The sequence below is a fragment of the Streptomyces albireticuli genome (genome assembly GCF_002192455.1).
Classification (GTDB): domain Bacteria; phylum Actinomycetota; class Actinomycetes; order Streptomycetales; family Streptomycetaceae; genus Streptomyces; species Streptomyces albireticuli_B.
The window spans coordinates 1,397,077-1,413,949 of record NZ_CP021744.1 but is presented as its reverse complement, the minus strand read 5'-3'; the positions used below and the strand labels follow the sequence as shown (position 1 = coordinate 1,413,949).

The 16,873-nt window shown below is 64.1% G+C and carries 23 protein-coding genes and 1 pseudogene; 13 read left to right on the top strand and 11 right to left on the bottom strand.

The genetic code is table 11. From position 1 onward, the window contains the following. The first annotated feature begins 128 nt into the window (after positions 1–128). The 13 genes and pseudogenes from SMD11_RS35340 (at position 129) to SMD11_RS06135 (ending at position 8,080) form a co-directional block, all read left to right on the top strand. Positions 129–938, top strand: coding sequence for a hypothetical protein (locus tag SMD11_RS35340; protein WP_159395242.1), 810 nt, complete (start codon positions 129–131; stop codon positions 936–938). Between the two features lies 1 nt (position 939). Further along, positions 940–1,329: a hypothetical protein gene (locus SMD11_RS06200; protein ID WP_087925473.1), complete on the top strand. Its 390-nt coding sequence runs from the start codon at positions 940–942 to the stop codon at positions 1,327–1,329. A 405-nt stretch (positions 1,330–1,734) separates the two neighbouring features. Continuing rightward, a complete protein-coding gene (locus SMD11_RS06195) occupies positions 1,735–1,950 on the top strand; it encodes a hypothetical protein (RefSeq protein WP_159395241.1) in 216 nt (71 codons plus the stop codon). A gap of 2 nt (positions 1,951–1,952) precedes the next feature. After that, a complete protein-coding gene (locus SMD11_RS06190; RefSeq protein ID WP_087925471.1) occupies positions 1,953–2,144 on the top strand; it encodes a hypothetical protein in 192 nt (63 codons plus the stop codon). Positions 2,145–2,697: 553 nt separating this feature from the next. Then, positions 2,698–3,015, top strand: coding sequence for a hypothetical protein (locus SMD11_RS06180; protein WP_087925469.1), 318 nt, complete (start codon positions 2,698–2,700; stop codon positions 3,013–3,015). A 232-nt stretch (positions 3,016–3,247) separates the two neighbouring features. Further along, positions 3,248–3,781 (top strand): antirestriction protein ArdA, encoded by a 534-nt coding sequence (locus SMD11_RS06170; RefSeq protein WP_087925467.1) that lies wholly within the window; start codon positions 3,248–3,250, stop codon positions 3,779–3,781. 96 nt (positions 3,782–3,877) lie between these two features. Continuing rightward, a complete protein-coding gene (locus SMD11_RS06165; protein WP_087925466.1) occupies positions 3,878–4,180 on the top strand; it encodes a hypothetical protein in 303 nt (100 codons plus the stop codon). A 5-nt stretch (positions 4,181–4,185) separates the two neighbouring features. Further along, positions 4,186–4,428: a hypothetical protein gene (locus SMD11_RS06160; RefSeq protein ID WP_087925465.1), complete on the top strand. Its 243-nt coding sequence runs from the start codon at positions 4,186–4,188 to the stop codon at positions 4,426–4,428. Then, positions 4,428–4,871 (top strand): hypothetical protein, encoded by a 444-nt coding sequence (locus SMD11_RS06155; RefSeq protein WP_087925464.1) that lies wholly within the window; start codon positions 4,428–4,430, stop codon positions 4,869–4,871. The genes SMD11_RS06160 and SMD11_RS06155 overlap by 1 nt, the downstream gene beginning before the upstream one ends. 2 nt (positions 4,872–4,873) lie before the next feature. After that, on the top strand, positions 4,874–5,077 hold the full coding sequence (locus tag SMD11_RS35335) for a hypothetical protein (protein WP_159395240.1): 204 nt from the start codon (positions 4,874–4,876) through the stop codon (positions 5,075–5,077). Further along, positions 5,074–5,538, top strand: a complete 465-nt coding sequence (locus SMD11_RS06150; RefSeq protein WP_087925463.1) for a hypothetical protein — start codon at positions 5,074–5,076, stop codon at positions 5,536–5,538. The genes SMD11_RS35335 and SMD11_RS06150 overlap by 4 nt, the downstream gene beginning before the upstream one ends. A gap of 96 nt (positions 5,539–5,634) precedes the next feature. After that, a pseudogene (locus SMD11_RS36220) lies at positions 5,635–5,970 on the top strand (histone-like nucleoid-structuring protein Lsr2); the annotation flags it as partial. A 655-nt stretch (positions 5,971–6,625) separates the two neighbouring features. Continuing rightward, positions 6,626–8,080 carry a DUF3987 domain-containing protein gene (locus SMD11_RS06135; RefSeq protein WP_087925460.1) on the top strand — a complete coding sequence of 485 codons (1,455 nt, stop codon included), beginning with the start codon at positions 6,626–6,628 and terminating at the stop codon, positions 8,078–8,080. Positions 8,081–8,362: 282 nt separating this feature from the next. Here SMD11_RS06135 and SMD11_RS06130 read toward each other — a convergent pair whose 3' ends face one another. The 11 genes from SMD11_RS06130 to SMD11_RS06080 form a co-directional block, all read right to left on the bottom strand. Further along, positions 8,363–8,632: a hypothetical protein gene (locus SMD11_RS06130; protein ID WP_159395239.1), complete on the bottom strand. Its 270-nt coding sequence runs from the start codon at positions 8,630–8,632 to the stop codon at positions 8,363–8,365. After that, complete coding sequence (locus SMD11_RS36215; RefSeq protein WP_087925458.1) at positions 8,632–9,468, bottom strand: peptidoglycan-binding protein; 837 nt, start codon at positions 9,466–9,468, stop codon at positions 8,632–8,634. The genes SMD11_RS06130 and SMD11_RS36215 overlap by 1 nt, the downstream gene beginning before the upstream one ends. A 67-nt stretch (positions 9,469–9,535) precedes the next feature. Next, positions 9,536–9,823: a hypothetical protein gene (locus SMD11_RS06120; RefSeq protein WP_087925457.1), complete on the bottom strand. Its 288-nt coding sequence runs from the start codon at positions 9,821–9,823 to the stop codon at positions 9,536–9,538. 13 nt (positions 9,824–9,836) lie between these two features. Beyond that, positions 9,837–10,469 carry a hypothetical protein gene (locus tag SMD11_RS06115; protein WP_087925456.1) on the bottom strand — a complete coding sequence of 211 codons (633 nt, stop codon included), beginning with the start codon at positions 10,467–10,469 and terminating at the stop codon, positions 9,837–9,839. Beyond that, positions 10,466–11,104: a hypothetical protein gene (locus SMD11_RS06110; RefSeq protein ID WP_087925455.1), complete on the bottom strand. Its 639-nt coding sequence runs from the start codon at positions 11,102–11,104 to the stop codon at positions 10,466–10,468. Before SMD11_RS06110 ends, SMD11_RS06115 begins: the two co-directional genes overlap by 4 nt. Beyond that, on the bottom strand, positions 11,104–11,688 hold the full coding sequence (locus SMD11_RS06105; RefSeq protein WP_087925454.1) for a hypothetical protein: 585 nt from the start codon (positions 11,686–11,688) through the stop codon (positions 11,104–11,106). The genes SMD11_RS06110 and SMD11_RS06105 overlap by 1 nt, the downstream gene beginning before the upstream one ends. Continuing rightward, positions 11,685–12,512, bottom strand: a complete 828-nt coding sequence (locus SMD11_RS06100) for a hypothetical protein (protein WP_159395238.1) — start codon at positions 12,510–12,512, stop codon at positions 11,685–11,687. Before SMD11_RS06100 ends, SMD11_RS06105 begins: the two co-directional genes overlap by 4 nt. Continuing rightward, positions 12,502–13,281, bottom strand: a complete 780-nt coding sequence (locus SMD11_RS06095; protein ID WP_087925452.1) for a hypothetical protein — start codon at positions 13,279–13,281, stop codon at positions 12,502–12,504. The genes SMD11_RS06100 and SMD11_RS06095 overlap by 11 nt, the downstream gene beginning before the upstream one ends. Positions 13,282–13,297: 16 nt before the next feature. After that, the gene (locus SMD11_RS06090) at positions 13,298–14,362 is read right to left on the bottom strand and encodes a hypothetical protein (protein WP_087925451.1); all 1,065 of its coding nucleotides are present in this window, start codon (positions 14,360–14,362) and stop codon (positions 13,298–13,300) included. Next, positions 14,362–15,861, bottom strand: coding sequence for a Gp37-like protein (locus SMD11_RS36210; RefSeq protein ID WP_087925450.1), 1,500 nt, complete (start codon positions 15,859–15,861; stop codon positions 14,362–14,364). The genes SMD11_RS06090 and SMD11_RS36210 overlap by 1 nt, the downstream gene beginning before the upstream one ends. Positions 15,862–15,873: 12 nt before the next feature. Further along, on the bottom strand, positions 15,874–16,788 hold the full coding sequence (locus SMD11_RS06080) for a phage tail domain-containing protein (RefSeq protein WP_234365923.1): 915 nt from the start codon (positions 16,786–16,788) through the stop codon (positions 15,874–15,876). Between the last annotated feature and the right edge of the window lie 85 nt (positions 16,789–16,873).

The window sequence follows — 16,873 nt, the reverse complement described above, 5'->3', positions numbered from 1 at the left end:
TGCACGGGGGCTCATGTAGGTAAGCGGTAGCGCGCTTTACTCACACCTTCGGGTTGGGATGTGACTCAACCTGAGGGTGTGGGCATGGCGCTCTAGCAACAGGCAGGGCGACAAGGGGAGGCGTAACCATGACTGACGTGGTGATCGATTTCAAATGGGATGAGTTCGCGTGGAACTACGCCGATCACGCTTACCACTCTTATGGAGGCGGCTGGTACGGAACGCACGGCAGGTACGACATGAAGGCGGAGGCGGAGAGCGCGGCTACGGCCCGTGGATTCGGCCTCATTGACGGGGGTAACGGTAACCCGCTCGAATGGTGGTCCTTGAACGGTTACTACAGTTGCGATTGTGGCCTGATCCGCACCAGAGTTAACTATGAAAATGCGGTGAAGACATTCGAGCTTGCCGGAGTCGAATGCTGGGAATGGCGCGGGTACGTTGCCTATGACGCATCCTCGCGGCGTGGTCGTGAGATAGCGGCGGAGATCGGCGCGAGCCTGACCGGATATCCGGTCCTCGATGATGAACGCTTGTCCGAACTCGAATGGGATGCTGCGGTCGAGTACATCAACGACCAGTGCGGCTTGCCCGAAGGTGTCGATGCTGCCGACGTGCTCCGAGAAATGCCGGAAGTCCCACCCTGCATGCACTGTTTCAGTTGCGACGCGGAAGACGTGTTGACCTCGTTCGGATATAGCTCATGTATGGACTGTTCCGCATGGATCAAGGCGGATGGGTACCCCGTCGAGCGGGTCTGCTACGACTGCGCGGACCGCGAGCAAGAGGGCGATTGTTCATGCATTCCGAATTACGTGGATACCCTCCGACACATGAGCCTATATCCGACCGCTTCTGATCTGCGGGAGATTCAGCGTGGTTGTGAGACCTGTTACCCAATCCGTTGGCCGCATGGCGACGCAAAGGTAGGAATGTGACATGAACGATATGGCACAGCAGCAGCGAGAGATCACCACCCCTGTGATTGGCGCTCTGCGCCGTGAAAACACCACCAATAGCCTTGTTTTCAATGATGCGGGTATCCAGGTGGTTCATAGCTACCATCAGCTGTCGCGGGAATACTTCGTCAGCGGTGCACCGGATATGTGTGACGAACGCCTTACGTTTCCGCTCCGGCCGACGGGTGTCAAGGTGTTTTGGACCCGGGGGCGGGGTCAGTGCTGGAAGCCGCAGAGCGCGGAAGTTAAGGGCCTTCGGGTTTTGATGTCCGGTCGTGGGGGCGTTCAGACGTCAACGCTCTCGTTCTATGCCCCCTTCTCCGAGTGTCCTGAGTGGGTCGTGGACTTCATCGCTGCCCACGCTCCGTAAGGCTAAAGCTTATGAGGAAGTGCGTCGGATGATCGAAGCGGTTAGGGAGAGGAACTGACCATGGGAAAGCAGACAAACACGAGCAGGGTTCAGCACACGGGGGCGCTTCCTGACGGTCGCATTGGATGCCGTCAAATGGGGTGCGGTGAGGTGGCAACCCGCTGGATTGATATGGAGCGATACGGCAACCGCCGTTGGCTCTCTACGTCTTACTGTGACGAGCATGGTGATTGGGAGCTAAACGACCCGCACCACACGATGCGGGTCCGTCAGATCAAGATCTGAGCGACTTTAGGCAGGCTCACAAGTTGGGATGTGAGTCTGTCTATGGACTCTCAGAACCGACGAGAGTGCACACGAAAGGTAGAACCAGTGACAGTGACTCGACACATAACCAGCCTTAACATGACCGGTTTCCCGGTAGGTAAGCGCGTCCGCGTAAAGCTTCCGTACTGCCAGTACACCGGCCGCGAGGCTGGGATCTATCGCGGGTCCATTCAGTACATCAAGGGTGACCACATAGGTATCTGGGTGCCCATCAAGGGACATGGCGCTGCTGACGGCTTCCTGACCGGCGCCGCCCGCATTGACTACAACGGCGTATGGATTGAGGGCCGCTGACCATGCAGACGTACGAGGTCGAGGTTTATCAGACGGCCACCTACCGCTTTGAGATCAAGGCGGAGAGCGCGGAAGCGGCGTGGGAAGCGGCGGGTGACTTCTGGGGCGAGGTCCCCACTGCGGAAGAAGTCAAGTACCTCCACAGCGTCTATGACTCGCTGGTGGACAGCGTGACTGTGAAGGGTGGCGAGTGATGCGGATCAACCTTCGCGGAATGGTCGAGTGCTCGGACTGTCGCATGGATCTGGGGGCGTATCCCTCGGATTACGACGCGGGCCCCGATGGTGACGTGTACTGCGGGCACTGCGAGCACGAGCGGCACGTGTGCCCGGAGCCGGTCAATGAATCGGTTGCCGCTAAGACGCTTCGCGATGCAGTCGCACGGATCAAGTGGCACGAGTGCCAGTGGCGCTTTAAGGGCACCGGACCGGACCACCAAGAGCTACTGCGGGCGCTGCTGAGGGAGTTCCAGGCTCAGACTCAGGCCGGCCGGGGGTGTGACCGGCCTTACACGGTCGTCATGGACTGGCGATCCGACTGGTGGGAGTCGGGCGCGGACGACGCACGAGCGGGCGGCCAGGATGAACCCGTTGTGTTCCACGTGTGGGCGCCCAATGCCTCTGACGCTTCTGACGAATCCGACCGGAAAGCGGTCGAATTGTTCGGGAAAGAGGTTGCGTACTACCTCGCTCACGTCGCAGTTATGCACGGACACGCCCCCCTCGTTGGAGATGGAGAGTAACTCTAATGACGACGACTCAAGAGATCGCGCGGGCAATCGGTTTCGACGTGGTGAAGATAGGCGAGCGCGCGGCGCAGCTGGCCGGTGACGTTCACGAGCCGGTCTACGTCTGGACCCGTGAGGACATATCCAAGGCGGTCAATAACGGCGTGGACCTAGTGGCCGATGAACTCGGGGACGAGCGCGATACAGACCTGATGAACATGGTCGTAAACGCGGTTATGACCCTTCTGGAGAACCCGCACTACACCTTGGATGAAGTGATCCAGGAGTGCTACGAAGAAGACCCTGAAGAGGTCCGGTCGTGGTGGTCGGGATGGTAAGCCGCTCTACTCTCCGTATTGGTATGTGGGTTGAGTATAGGACGCGCTACGTACGCCGCTGGTCACGCGGAAAGGTCATCGGGGTCGTGTACGGCGAACCCAAGATGAAGCGTGACAACATCACACACCTAGTCATCCAGGACTGGTACTCGGCTGACAGGGGTCAGCAGCCGCACGAGATCACGGGCCCGGACATCATTCCGATTACAGACGCTCGAAAGCCCAGGAGCTAATACACCAGATCTATGTCGCGTGCCTTGCGTCCTACAACAACGGCATCCTTCACGGCGAATGGATAGATGCCACGCAGGACCCGGACTCAATCCACCATGCAATCCATCTCATGTTGGAATCCTCCCCGATGTCTGACGCGGAAGAGTTCGCGATCCACGACTACGACGACTTTGGTGGTATCCGGCTCGGAGAGTACGAGTCGATAGAGGACCTGCACTTGATTGCGCTCGCCCTCGATGACTTCCCTGCCGCTGTGGTCGCGCACTTTCATGGACAGGTGGACGTTGAAGACCTCTACGAGACGTGCCAGGACCAGTACATCGGGTGCGTCACTGAGGAGTTTGGCTCAGAGGAGAACGCGTACGCCGCGTACATCCTGGCGGAGGAAGACCACTACTGGGATGAGCTGCCGAAGCAGTACCACAGCCACATGCGGGCCATCGCTCGCAGCGAGGCGCAAGACCGGCTGCTCTGCGGCGAAACCGCTCTGCACGAGGGCGCCGGTACCTGGCATTTCGTGCGCGACTACTGACGCTTAGCGGCTGGATATCAGGGGCTCAAGTTGGGATGTGAGCCCCTGGTGTCGAGCCTCTAGGACTCACCTAGGCCCGACCGAAAGGAACGTGAGATGACCGGCTTTGAACACATCAGGTTCAAGCTCGATGACGGAGCCCGAGAAAGCCTCTACAACGCGGTTGCAGCCGCGCGCCGGGCCTGCACCTCGACGCAGGAATCGGACGGCCTGTGGGACGCCTGGAAGGCCCTGGAGGTGGCGGAAGCTGACGGGTCGTTCGTCCTCACCGTCCGCGAACTGTACTGGGTCGGTAAGGCGAGCCGAGTTCAGTTCTGGCGCGACGAACCGACCATGACGCGGGTCATGGGCCTGGTGCAGCAGCAGTTCAACGAGTGGAGCAAGGGGCCCAGCAAGTGAGTCGCATGAAGGACTACATCGAGCTTGAGGACTCCGTCTTGGACGCGGCGGAGGACGCCGCCCACCATGACAACGTGAGGACCCGGATGCAGGCAATATCCCACCTATTCGACGCGATCGGGGAGCACGTCAGCCGCTCACGCTTCCACGACAAGCCGACGGTAACGGCCGCCCTCGTACGGCGAGCTGCTGAGGCGTACGTCAGCACCAGGCGCGGGTTCGTCGCAGATGCTCGGGCGGTGGCGTGATGTTCGAGCCGATGATGTGTGACACCTGCTGTACGCCACTCGAACCGTCCGTGTCGTTCGTGACGGTCGTCGTCACCTACAGGCACCCGCGTTGGGTCGGTCACGAGTGGGACCACGTTCCACTGCCGGTACCTCTGGACCCCAGCCGGCTCCGCGGGGTCTGTGACTTCTACTCCGCAGGATTTCCCACGACCGCCTTCGAGACGGTCAAAGCCATCGTCATGCAGGACGGCCCTTTTATCCGCGTCTTCACGGAACCGTGGGCCGCGTGCCAGCGGTGTGCCGTGCACATCCGGAACCGCTCGCCGCACCTGCTAATTGATCGCGCGGTCTTGGTGCTGCCCGGCACTCTCAACCGCCCGGAACGGCAGGCAAGGCGCAAGGAGATCAAAACCCTGCACATGGCGTTCTTCCAGGCCGAGCCCGAAGAGGTGGGGCTGTGAGCGTGACCTACACGAAGGGCGCTTACGTCTTCATCAAGCGCGGCGATGGATCGGTACTCACGGCTGGTCAAGTCCAACGGCGTCGCCCGGACGGCCGTTACAAGGTGCGCAAAGCCGGAACGAACCAGGTGGTCACTGTGCCGCCTGGCTGCCTGGAGCAGCACCCGCAAACCGCTTGGGCGCAGGCTGGTGAGGTTCAGCAGTGAACGACGAGATCACGCGTTGGCAGGTCGAGTTTCGCTTGAAGGGTGAGAAGCGGGCAGTCGCCCGCCCTTGCGTCTTGGAGGACGGACGTAACCCGCTCGAAGACTTCCCTCGGATGATCGCCATTACCTACACGGGCACGGCAAGCCGGGCGGATGAAGTGCAGATCATTGCGATACGAAAGGCCGCACCCCAGATGGGCGAGAACCTGACCCGCTACCCCTGTCCCGTGGAGGACTGTGAATCGTTCCTGGAAATCTCGGTCCCGATGTGGCTCGACATTTGGACGGACGGCGATGGCGTCGCGCACTTCACGATTGCTGGGAACGACGCCCCTACGTACTTCACGTGCGGAGCGGAAAAGGCGCACAGCCTCTTGGACTTCCCGGCCGCCCTGGTCGATCAGGTCATGGCGCGGCTGAACGTGGCGGAGACCGCCATGTACGAGGAGCAGTACGGCTAACCCCCGAGCAGCTTTGGTGAGGCCCCGTCTTCGTCCGGGGCCTCTTCCATGGCCGGTCGGTCAAACCAACCAACCTACAGAGAAGGGCAATTAGTCATGGCTACCAAGACCCTCGTTGTTCACATTGACGACCTCGACGGCACGGAGAGCACCGAGCCCGGCATCATCCAGACGGTCTCGTTCGGGCTCGACGGGGCCTCGTTCGAGATCGACCTGACGGAAGAGAACGAGCAGGAGCTTCGCAAGATCTTGGCCCCGTACATGGAGGCCGGCCGGAGGACGCAGGGGCAGGCCGGCATGAAGCCCGCCAAGAGCCGTGACGGCCTGGACACCCAGGCGGTGAGGGCCTGGGCGCAGGACAACGGTTATGAGGTCAAGGACCGTGGCCGCATCCCCGAGCACATCCAGGTGGCCTACCGGCAAGCGATAGGCGAGGCCACTCCTGTCACACCGGCCACGATTTCGGACTCTGACGTGATCGTGAGCGAAGAGGAGGCAGCCAAGCACTACGAGGCGCTGCCCGTCCCCGAGGGGCGCGAGAAGAACTGGCACAAGCGCGAGGGCTCGGGGTGCGAGCGAACGGCACGCATCGAGGAGATGACGCTCCTTGAGCGGGTGCACACGCTGACTGAGTTCAACCTGAACGTGCTGGGCCAGATGACGGGAGCCCGCCCGACCGGCAAGGGCGGAAAGGTCAAGGGCCTCGGCACCTCCGGCCCGCGGCTCCGGAACTTCGAGTTCATCGACGACAACGACGAGATCACCCCGTTCGGCCGGTACGCCTACGCGGTGCGCGGCTAGCCGCCAGGGCGCAACCGATCAGCTCTGTTGAGGGGGCCGCCACGGCGGCCCCCTCTTCATGGCTCATCGGAGTGAGAGGGATCATGATGGCAAGGAAGATGATCGAGCAAGTCACGTGTGATGCCTGTGCGGCAAAGGGCGTAACCTCCACGGGAGTTGCGGAGCTGACGATAGGGTCGGTCAGTTACGACCTGTGCCAGGAGCACACGGACCGTTTCGGGGCCTACTTCGCTGACCTGTTCGGGGCCACCCCTGCCGCTGTCGCGGCCTGAAAGGAGACGCACGAGTGAGTAGCACGTTCAAGGAGATGCAGTACGGCCCCTTGGGCAAGGCGGTCGCTGCGGCTATGCCGCACACCGAAGCGGATCCGATCGGCGTATACGCCGCAACGCTGTCCCTGTGGTCGGCGGCTGTCAACGGCCAGGTCCTCCAGCCCAACGGAAGGCCCACTGTGTTCTGGTCGGCCCTGGTGGGGCGGTCCAAGATCGGAAGGAAGGGGTTCGCGCTCGCTACCGCGCGAGCCATCGTTGAACCGACCATCGGAGCGTTCCTCTCGACCCGGAGTCGGAAGGGCATCAGCTCCGGGCCGGCGCTCGTGACGACCCTCTTCGAGGTCGAGCAGGAGTCCTTGACGTCCGAAGACGGTCGGGACGGTCGGGTGATGATCGCGGAAGACGAATGGGCGTCCATCCTCAAGCGGGCAAACCGCGATGCCACCTACCACGATCAGCTCATCAACGCTTGGGACGGCGTGGCCGTCGCCAACACCACCAAGGGCAAGGGCGGGAAGCGTGAGGAGCAGCGCATCGATCGCCCGCTGCTCGGCTACCACGCGCATATTCAGCCGGGTCGCTGGGCGCCGCTGGTGAAGCCCGAAGTCGCCCTGGGTGGTGCGTTCAACCGCATCCCGCACTTCATAGTGGAGAAGTCCAAGAATCTGCCCTCGGAAGTGAAGCGACCGCTCGACGCGGTGAAGGAGACGCCGGCGCTCACCAGGGCGTACCGGTGGGCGCGTGAGAAGGTCCGGGAAATGGAGTTGTCGCCGGAGGCGGCGAAGATGCACGACGCGTACCGCCTGGAGTTCGATGACCGATGTGCGTCGCTGCCGGAGGCCGTCTCGTGCTTCATCGAGCGCGGGGACGAGAACCTTCTCCGCATTGCGTGCCTGCTGACGGCTGCCGAACGGAAGACCGTGATCCCGCTCCGGGCCTGGAAGGCCGCGCACACCATGATCGAGTACAGCATGGCGTGCACGGAGAAGCTGATCAACGAGGCTCAAGCCGGGACAGGCCGACAGATGAAGACGGTCGAGCAGATTGTCAGGGAGTCACTTCAGCGATTCGGTGGAGAGGCCACCCGCACCCTGATCCTTCGCTCGCTCGGTACCCGAGGCAATGCGGACTCCTTGGACGCGGCCATTGAGAAGATGCCGGACGTGGTAATGGAGCGGAAGGGGTCAGGAGCGAAGGGTGGTGCCCCCTCATTCGTGATCAAGTTCGTTGACCCTGCCGGCAACGACCAGGAGCAGGGCGAGCGCGAGCACAAGGAGGAGCCTGAGGGGCGGCCGAAGCTCGCTGTCGTCCCCCCGCAGTCGGAGCGGCTAGCACCGCGGGAGCGGCCGGCCGCGAAGAAGGCTCCAGTCAAGAAGACGGTCAAAAAGAAGGACGAGGCGGCATCGAAGGCCATCATCGCGCGGCAGAAGGAAGACACGCCCGCGAACCCGCTGGCTGACCTACTGTGAGCCCAGGCCAGATGCCTCAGCGGCGCCCCAGTCGTGTAGTACAGGGGCGATACGCCGCTCTGGTCCGCCGATGGTCGGCGGGTCAGTGGATCGACTTGGACAAGATGGAGCTGGGCGAGGCAGCTCCCGCCGAGTAGACCCAGCTCCTACGTGAGGGCCTCTCCCTTCGGAGGGGTCCTCACGTAGGAGTAGCGGATACACGAAAAGCTGGGGCCCCACATGGGGCCCCAGCTCTTTTTTGTTACCCATTTTGTACCAACCATTGTCGCATGGTTAGTTCATTCATTCACGGAGGTTCTCATCTGCTCCAGAAGCCCGGACTTGAGGCTTTGCTGCCTCCTGCGTCTTCCGGTCTTCGAACCGCTGCGTGACCTCGCCCGCACCCAGGAGCGCGGCCACTAGGGCCAGAACCGTCTCCTGGGGGATGCTCACGTACTCCGCGACCAGGGCCACGGCCGCCGCAGCGACGCTGTACAGCCGGGCTGGGTGCTGCCGAGCCAGCTCCAGGAGCGGGAAGTCGGCGGCCGGCCCGCGGTGCATGCCTCGGTTCATTAAGCCGCCTCCCCGAAGTCGCGCTTCAGGCGGGCAAGCTGGCGCGGCCCCGGGATGCCGTCCGCGTCGGCCCCAGAGTCTCCGATCTTTATCTGGTACCGGCGCATGGACTCCGTATCTGCGGCCGTCCAGACCGGGCCAGGGCCCTCTTCGTACGCCGAGCAGCCAGCGGCTACCAGCAGCTTTCCGAGCCGAGTGATGTGGGCCCCGCGTGCACCCGGACCGTAGGCCAGGCCATCAATCACGACGGTGCCCGCCTTCGGCTTGCTCGGCTTCGAGCTGTCGCGGGGGAGGTCATCTTCGCTCGCCTCCTCGCCGAAGAAGGTAACCCCGTCACGCCCCTGCCAGGACGGATCGGCTACGACGACACCCTCCGGGTAGCTGGGGTATCCGTACCCGTAGATGTAACTGGACTTTCGCGGACGGGCCTTGCGGTAAACGCCATCCCCCTCCGCTGAGCCGGAATTATTCGTGTTGCCCTCGACCGTGTAAATGGTGTCGTCCGTGTAAGAGGTGACGATCCCGACGTGGGTGCCGCCACCGGGCCCGAAGTAGACGACGGCGCCGACTCCGGGGTACTCCGAGAATCGCCCCCGGGATTCGAACCACTCCACACCCTCGTAGCACGAGGCCGTGACCGGCGCGAGATCCTTGGCATCAGCTTCCTGGAAAACCCAGCTGACGAAGGTGCTGCACCACGGCTGCTCGTCGCTCCATTCCAGGCCGGGCACGGCACCGGAATACTTCTGCGAGTTGTCCCAGTGGCCGCCGGAGAACCCTTCCTGATAGCCCACTTCACCTCGGGCGGTATTCATTACCGTCTGTGCGACTGACATGCGTTCTCCTTGATTTTGGGTATAAAAAATCCCCGGGTATGCCGGGGTGCTGGACTCGGATGATTGGTTAGTTGGCCGACGTGCCCGGCTTCACTGCCGATGTCATCGGCTGGATGCCGTTCTGCCGGAGCTGCCAGGCGTAGTCAGCTGAGACCGAGCGGTAGTACTCGACCAGGGCCTGGAGCTCGTGAACGGTGTCCTGGAGCTCGGTGCGCCACTTGGCGAGGTCTTCGATGTGCTCACGCCGGGCCCGGTCGAAGGCGTCCTTGCGCTGTCGCCACAGCTTGAGGAAGGCCGCTAGTGAAGCAGCCCCTCCTGTGCCGAAGACGATGCTGAGTATTTCGGATATGGCCATAGAGGATCCTCTCTTAGATCATGCCGATCCATCTGATTTCCGCGAAGGACCCGAACTTGTACTGCTGGGAGATTTCGTCATTTGCCCAGCCGAAGACGGGGCTCGAAAGGCACTTCGCGGCGAACTGCACCTTGGAGCCGGCCTTGAGGCGCTGGACCGTCGAGTGGCCGCCGCTCATCGTGTAGGCAGTGACCTGGGCCGGCGAGAAGGTGTCGACAGACGCAGCGGCGATCGCATCGCCCGAGCCCGTGGTCATGTTGACTCCGATCTCCACCGCGAGCTGGTGGCGAAGGTCGCCAGGGTCGGCGTCGGTGTTGAAGCTGCCGTTCACGGTGATCCGGTACCGGCCGTCCACAGGGACAACGAACTGCCAAGCTGTGTCCTGTCCTCCCATCGTCCAGTCGCCCTTGAAGACGGGGACCATGCCCGGCCACGTCTCGTAGGACGTGCGCGGAGCACCCTCCTGGCCGACAGGGATGAACGGCAGGACCGAGTAGCCCTTCGCCATCTTGGCGCGCTTCATTCCCACCATGCGCGCAGCCGGCGGGTTCGTGAGGAAACGGTGGACGTCGGTGATGCGACGCGTCATCTTCGACACGTCCTCTAGCTCCCGGGGAACCCAGGATTCGATAACCGGAATGGTCACGGCAGCCTCCCTACCCACCGCATTTCAAGGAATGAACGCCCTGGAACGTCGGAGCGTCCCAGGATGAAGTCCTTGTCAGCGATACCCGCCGCACTTACGGTTTCGCCCCTCGCGAGGTTGATCGTGGTGGATATTGATCCGATGTACCTGGACACCCCGTCCGTGGCCTGGGTGCGTCCAGGGCAATGTGAAGCAAAGACTGCCGAGCCGGTGTTCCATTGGCCATCGGTCATCTGGTTCTTGGCGAGGCGGAAATGGACGTTGTTCGCTTCTCCATTGGTCTCGATGACGCCGCCGAAGGTGACTGCGTAGAGGCCGTCCTCGGGGGCGACGAGCCGCCAGACGGCCTCGCCCTCGCCAGGCTTGGCCATACCGCTCGGGTCGTACTCCTCGGCCGGCTGCGTGCCCCTCCCCGGGGCGGACCAGGGGATCGTCGTCCAGGAATTGAAGGGGATCCATCCGCGGCCGTAGGCGCCACTGGCGTTGGCGCCCGAGTGGCTGCCGCGTTGCCGCGCGGTGACCTTGCAGGCCGGCGGCCGGTACAAGAAGGTGTGCACGTCGCGGACGAAGCGGTTCATAGTGTCGGCGGTGACGATCTCCCGCTGCCGCCAGATGTGAACCGTGGGGGTTGCCATTAGGGCTTCACCCCCACCCATCGCAGCTCCATGTGGGAGATGAGCTGTGAATCCTGGGCGTCGCCAAGGTAGAAGGCGTTGCTGCCGTTCACGGCCATCGAGACGAAATCACCGGCGTCCAGTGGGATGGTGGCGGACCCGGCGCCCACCTTCTCGCGGGAGGTTGCCCGGCCGCAGCCGAATCGGAGAGGAGCCAGGGAGCTGATGGCGTCGCCTCCTTCCTGGTTCCGGTTCACAGCGCACACCGTGTAAGGCAGTGCGCCGGACACCGAGCGGACGACGATGCCGCATGTGATCTCGTACAGCCCCGGAATCGGGGCGTGGATCTTCGTGGCCTCCCGCGCCATGCTGCCGCGCGTCGAGTCGTAGGAGTGGGGGGAGCCGGCCCCTGACGCGGGCCGGTCCCAGCGGACCACCTGCCAGGTGTCCGGGGGCCTTTGCTCACTGCCCTGACTCGCCGCTGTGCGACGGCAGGCGGGAGGTTCGAGCAGGCCCCGCAGGACGTCACTGACGTACGTCTTCATGTCGGCCGGCGTGACCACCTCGCCATCGGCCCAGGTCTTCATGCTTACCACGTGGATCACCCCAGAACTGTTGTCGTGCCGAGTACGGATGCGCGCTCGTCGCCGAGGATCCAGGTCGGCCGGTCGTCGTCGGCCCCGGGGATCTGGATGGTGATGCAGGCTGCGGAGACCGCGGTGGTGTCGAGGATCAGCTGTCCGGTCGAGGCCCCGGTGCCCGGGGTGTCGGCGGCGAGGAGACTGATGTCGAGGTCCCCGAAGCGGCCGAGCTGGGCAGTCCTGGGGAGTACCCCGTCGGGCCACGTGTAGCCGGTGAGATCCGCGGACTCCGCCAGGACCACGAAGAGGCTTGTGTAACCGGCCGGAGCGTTGAGCGGCACTCGGTTCACGCTGTCGTACTGCTTGATCTCCTTGACCGGCGTCACTGTCGTGGCCGATATGTCGCCGCCCCGATAGACCAGGGTCATCGTGGTAGCGCCCGTACTGCCCTGGGCCTGCCACACCACATCGCCACCTCGTCCGTCGTACGGCCATACAGCCACCGCGACCCAGTGACCCGAGCTGAGCTGGTGAGTCTGGGAGATGCGGGCAGGTGGAGAGGCGAGCTGCGGCATGGCGGTGGAGGCACAGACCGACACCACGAGGTCACCGACCCGGACCGCCGGCAGTGGGCCACCGACGTAGTCCGCCTTGCCGGAGAGGCTCGTGGTGGACGCGGCGTACTGCGGGAAAGGAACCGGTGCCGGCGGCTTTGCCTGCCACACCTCGCCGTCGAAGTACCGCACGGACGCCCTCTCCACCCAGGCCGACCCGGTCCAGGTCTTGGTCCGGCCCTCCACCCACCTTGAGCCGTCCCACACCATCATCGGGTTGTCGCTACGAGCCATAGGCCACCCACACATCCCCGACCCGCGGATTCGCGGGGGCAGTCGGCCCGGAGAACAGCCGGGCGGGGCCGATGTTCGGCGCAGAGACAGCACCAGCGGCTTCTACCCGGCCGTCGGCCCGGACCCGGAACACGGCCTCGGTTCCGGCCCGGCCACGGGAAATGCTCACGGCGGTGGCGTTGTCGCTCACGCCCTCGTACTGGCCGACGGCCAGGGGCACGTAGCTGCCGACCGGATCCACGTAGAGCGACCCGGAGTTCGTCAGGCGAGTGAACTCGCTATACCCAGCTGGTGACTTGGTCTCCGTCTCCAGCCGGAGCACGTTGCCCGCAGGATCGCCTTCCGCGCCGGGGACGGTGACCGTGGACCACGTAGTTCCCCGCTCCGCCGTGAGTCGGGCACCGCGGCGCGGGATGTACCCGGACAGCTGCTGGTCGGTATACGCCTTCGAGCCGTGCGGGTCCAGGGCCTCCGTGTGCGCCTTGACCCGCTCGCCCAGGTTCGAGGAGGTGAGCTTCACCCGGCCCACACCGAAGTCCACCCACAGTGCTTCGCGGCCATCCGCGGGCCCCCAGAACGGCGGGACGACTCCCCTCTCGTCGGCAACCAGCTGGACGATCGGGGTGCCGTTGATGTCCACGAGGTCGGTCACCTGGACGGCGCTTTCCCCGGCGCCGTCCCACACGAGCCCCACACCGCCGGGGACCCGGACGCCGGCTTCGTTCTCTGCGACGTCAGCAGGTGTACCGCCGAACATGTTGCGGTCCATGGTGCCTCCTTAGGGGCTACGAACTCGCGGCCTCATAGGTGCCGGAGAAGATGATTGAGCTCCTGCGCGGAATAATCAGGAGATGGTCCAGGCCCTCGTGGATGTACTTCTCACTCGGATAGAGGATCTTGACGACGTTCGTGCGGTTGCCGATGTAGGACATGCCCTTGAGGTCCACATAATTGGGCATGCCTGACTCGTAGTTAGCGTTGAGCATGTAGCCGTTGAATGCCTGCCCGATGTCGGGAGTTGGATTCACAGGCAGAGTGAAACCAAGCGGTCCGCTACCTGACTGCTTGATGTCCGTACCGGTTGTGTTGTCGATATCGATCGAGAAGAAGACTGTGCTCGGTGCGACCCACCGCCACAGGCCCCGGTAAAGGACGCCGCTCGGCAGCTTCCCGGTGTTGACGATCTGCGGCGTGTACGTCTGCGGCCTGCCCAGGTGCCGGGTGATCGTGTAGCCGTCCCGGCCCTTGAAGATCTCCGCCTGGCCGTCGTTGTTGTTGCTGTCGAGGTCGTACACGAACGTGCCGGACGGCAGGTGCTGCGCGCTCGGGGTGGCGTTCCACGGTACGGCGACACGTGCCGGCATGTCGTACGGGGCGCAGGCCGTGACCGTGATCGCCCCGTCCTTGGCCGGCACCAGGACCTCGTGGAGAACCATCTCCCACCGCTGGCCGGGCACACGTTGCACCTGCGGGGCAATGGGTGCCTTGCTCGGCTGGCCCTTCACGAGCACGATGTTCGCGGAGCCCTTCATCAGGTCGACCCGGACGATGATGGTGTCCCGCCGTGGGCTCTCCGTGGGGTTGGCCTCCACATCGACGGTGAGGGCCGCATCGTTCTTGTAGTAGAAGCCGCCGACCCACGCCGCCCCAGGCTTCAGCTCTACGGTCCTTCCGTTGAGGACCCGGGTCGAAAAGGGCAGGGCGCCTGACTGGTAGCTGTTGTTGACGAGCTGGTAGTCGACACGGTCGCCGCCCCACAGCTTTGCCATGTCCTGCCAGTCGAGTAGGGACACGGTTTCCCGGCCGCCACTGTCGTTCCTCTGCGTGAACGGATAGCTTACTTCTGCCATTACATCCTCGATTCCAGTCGCCGGAGCTTTTCCTTCATTTCCCAGACCGTCTTGTACAAATTCAGAGGCTCGCCCGTCCCCTGGTCGCCGATCTTGGGTGTGACGGACTGGACCCGGCCGCCGTCCTCGACGCTGACGCCCACTTCCTTGACGATGTCCTGGCGTTCCTCGCCGTCAGCAACCACGGTGACGATGTCGCCGACAAAGTAGTCACGACCGAATTTGCACTGTTCAGTGTCGATCGGGTAGATCTGGAAATGGCCCGACTTCTCGCCCTGCTTGAGTACCTGGGCGGCGGCGTCCTCGACGGCCTTGACGTAGTGGGTAAAGGCTGCGGTCTTGGCCGCGGGAATGGCGGCCGTCACGGCGAGCTGAGCCGCCGACTCCTTGCTCTTCGCCTGGGACAGGGCTGTGGCCGCTGCCGCCTTCTCCTGGTCCGTAGTGGCGGCCCGCACCTTCTCCTCCGCCTCAGCCACCGCCTTCGCCGCCGTGGCCAGGGTCGCCTTGGCCGCGGCGAGCTGAGGGGTCCACTCCTTACCGTCCGGGCCGGTGCCGAGGTCTTCCGTGCCGTCAGAGGTCTTCTTGACGATCAGCTCGGGCTTTCCGTCCGGCCCTGTCCGCAGAGGGATGTCCCTGCGGTCGATGAGCTGCTCGCGCCTGATGGACCACTGGGTTTCGCCCTCAGTGTCCACCTGCTGATAGAGGTATCGATCGTGCCCTTCGCCCTGGCACGCGACGATGGCACGGGTGACGGCGGGGGCCTTGAGCTGCCATTCGTACTGGCGGAGGTTGCCGAGGTCGGGGGAGAAACGGACCTCGCCAGAGCGGTCCCGGCACTCGTAGAGGTGCAGTTCGATCTTCTTGGTGTCATGGCTCCACGCAAGCCGGTAGCCAATCCGCTTGTCCTTCAGCCACTTCTCGAAGAGGGTCCCCAAGGGGTCGAAGCGCAGGGTCTCCGTGACTGCGGCTCCGATCGGGGTGTTGGGGCCCACGTCCAGGCCCTCGATCCTGCGGTCCGGCAGTGCGCGGGCCCCGAACGCCATGTCGCACTCGGCCCATATCGCCTGGCCGAGAGGGCCGCCGGCCGGGCGGGTGTCCTGCCCCCTGTACTGCTCGGCCAGCGGCAGCACTGCCGTCTGACCGGTGCCGGCCCCGCTGATCCCGGGGAAGGCCAGGAATCCGCTGACGAGGTCGTTGTCGCACTTCCCCCCGACGAAGACGGACCCGGGCCCGGTGTGCTGATCCACGGTCCAGTACCGCTCAAAGGCATCGATCTGCCCCGAGAAGACAGGGGTGGGTACGCCCTCCTGGTAGATGACGATTCCCCGGCCCTGCCGCAACAGGCTGTCCTGGTCGGTGCCGCTCTTCACGAGGAGCTGCCACGTACCGGCTGCGTTGAAGCGGACGCTGAAGTCCAACTTGATCCAAGTGTCGATTTCGCCCAGGATCTGACGCTCGCCCTGGCGCGGCTCACTGCGGACATACACGCGATACCCCAACGGGACCCCTTTCTAGTAGGTCTTGTAGCGCGGCTGGAAGGACAGGCGCAGCGACGACGCTGCACTGCCCGGAGCCAGCTCCACCGAGATCCGGGACGGCCCCGAGGGCAGCGCCCACAGCTGCGGATTCGCAGCCAGCCGCGGCCAGTAGTTCGTGCCCTGCTCGTCGCGGAGCACCTTGTGGCCAGGGCGCGTGTCGATGGTGAGCGTGCGGCCGGCCGGGACCGCGTCCGCGGAGGACGGCGGAATGGCGAACGACTGCTCCCCCAGGCGGACCGTGAAGGCCCGCACCGGGCCGCGCAGCTCCCACTGGGGCCACGCTTCGACGCTGCCGGGGTTGTGCACGGCGAGATCGGGTGTCGACACAAGCCCCTGCGTCAGGCGGAGGGGGAAGAGACCCTGCCGGGTCGACAGGAAGGGCTCCCCCTTCCCGAAGGTCCACTCCGCGACCTGCACCGCATCGGAGTAGAAGAAGGGGTCATGGGCGGTGAGCTGGATGCCGTACCGGGCCCAGTGGAAGCCGGCCGAGTCCTCTCCTTCATCCCCTTCGACCCCGCCCTTGTAGTAGCAGCGCAGATAGCGCGGGCGGGAGTCGGCTTCCGTGAACTTCACGACGCAATACCCGTTCTGGGGGTCGAGCGCGTCAGTGAGCTTGTCCTTGAGACGCCGGAGCGTGCGGCGGTCGACACCGTGGAGGTACACCGGGAGCATCACCTCACGCTGGGCGTACCGCGAGGACCGGTAGATCGAGCCGTGGAGGTTAGGGCTGGAGTCGCCGTGCACCTCCACCGGGGGCATGGTCAGCCCTTGGGCCCCGGGCAGCAGCATGACGGCCGGCCAGTCCTTGCCCTGAGACCCGGTGAGGGGGATCTCCTCCCCCTCACCGTTGGAGCCCCGGATCGAGACGTAGGTGTACCCCCACTCCACGGGAACCGGCGGCTGAGGCCGAAGGGGCTTCGGCCTCTCGATCACCTGATTCTCTGTCGCTGGAATGGGCATTGGCGCCTACCTT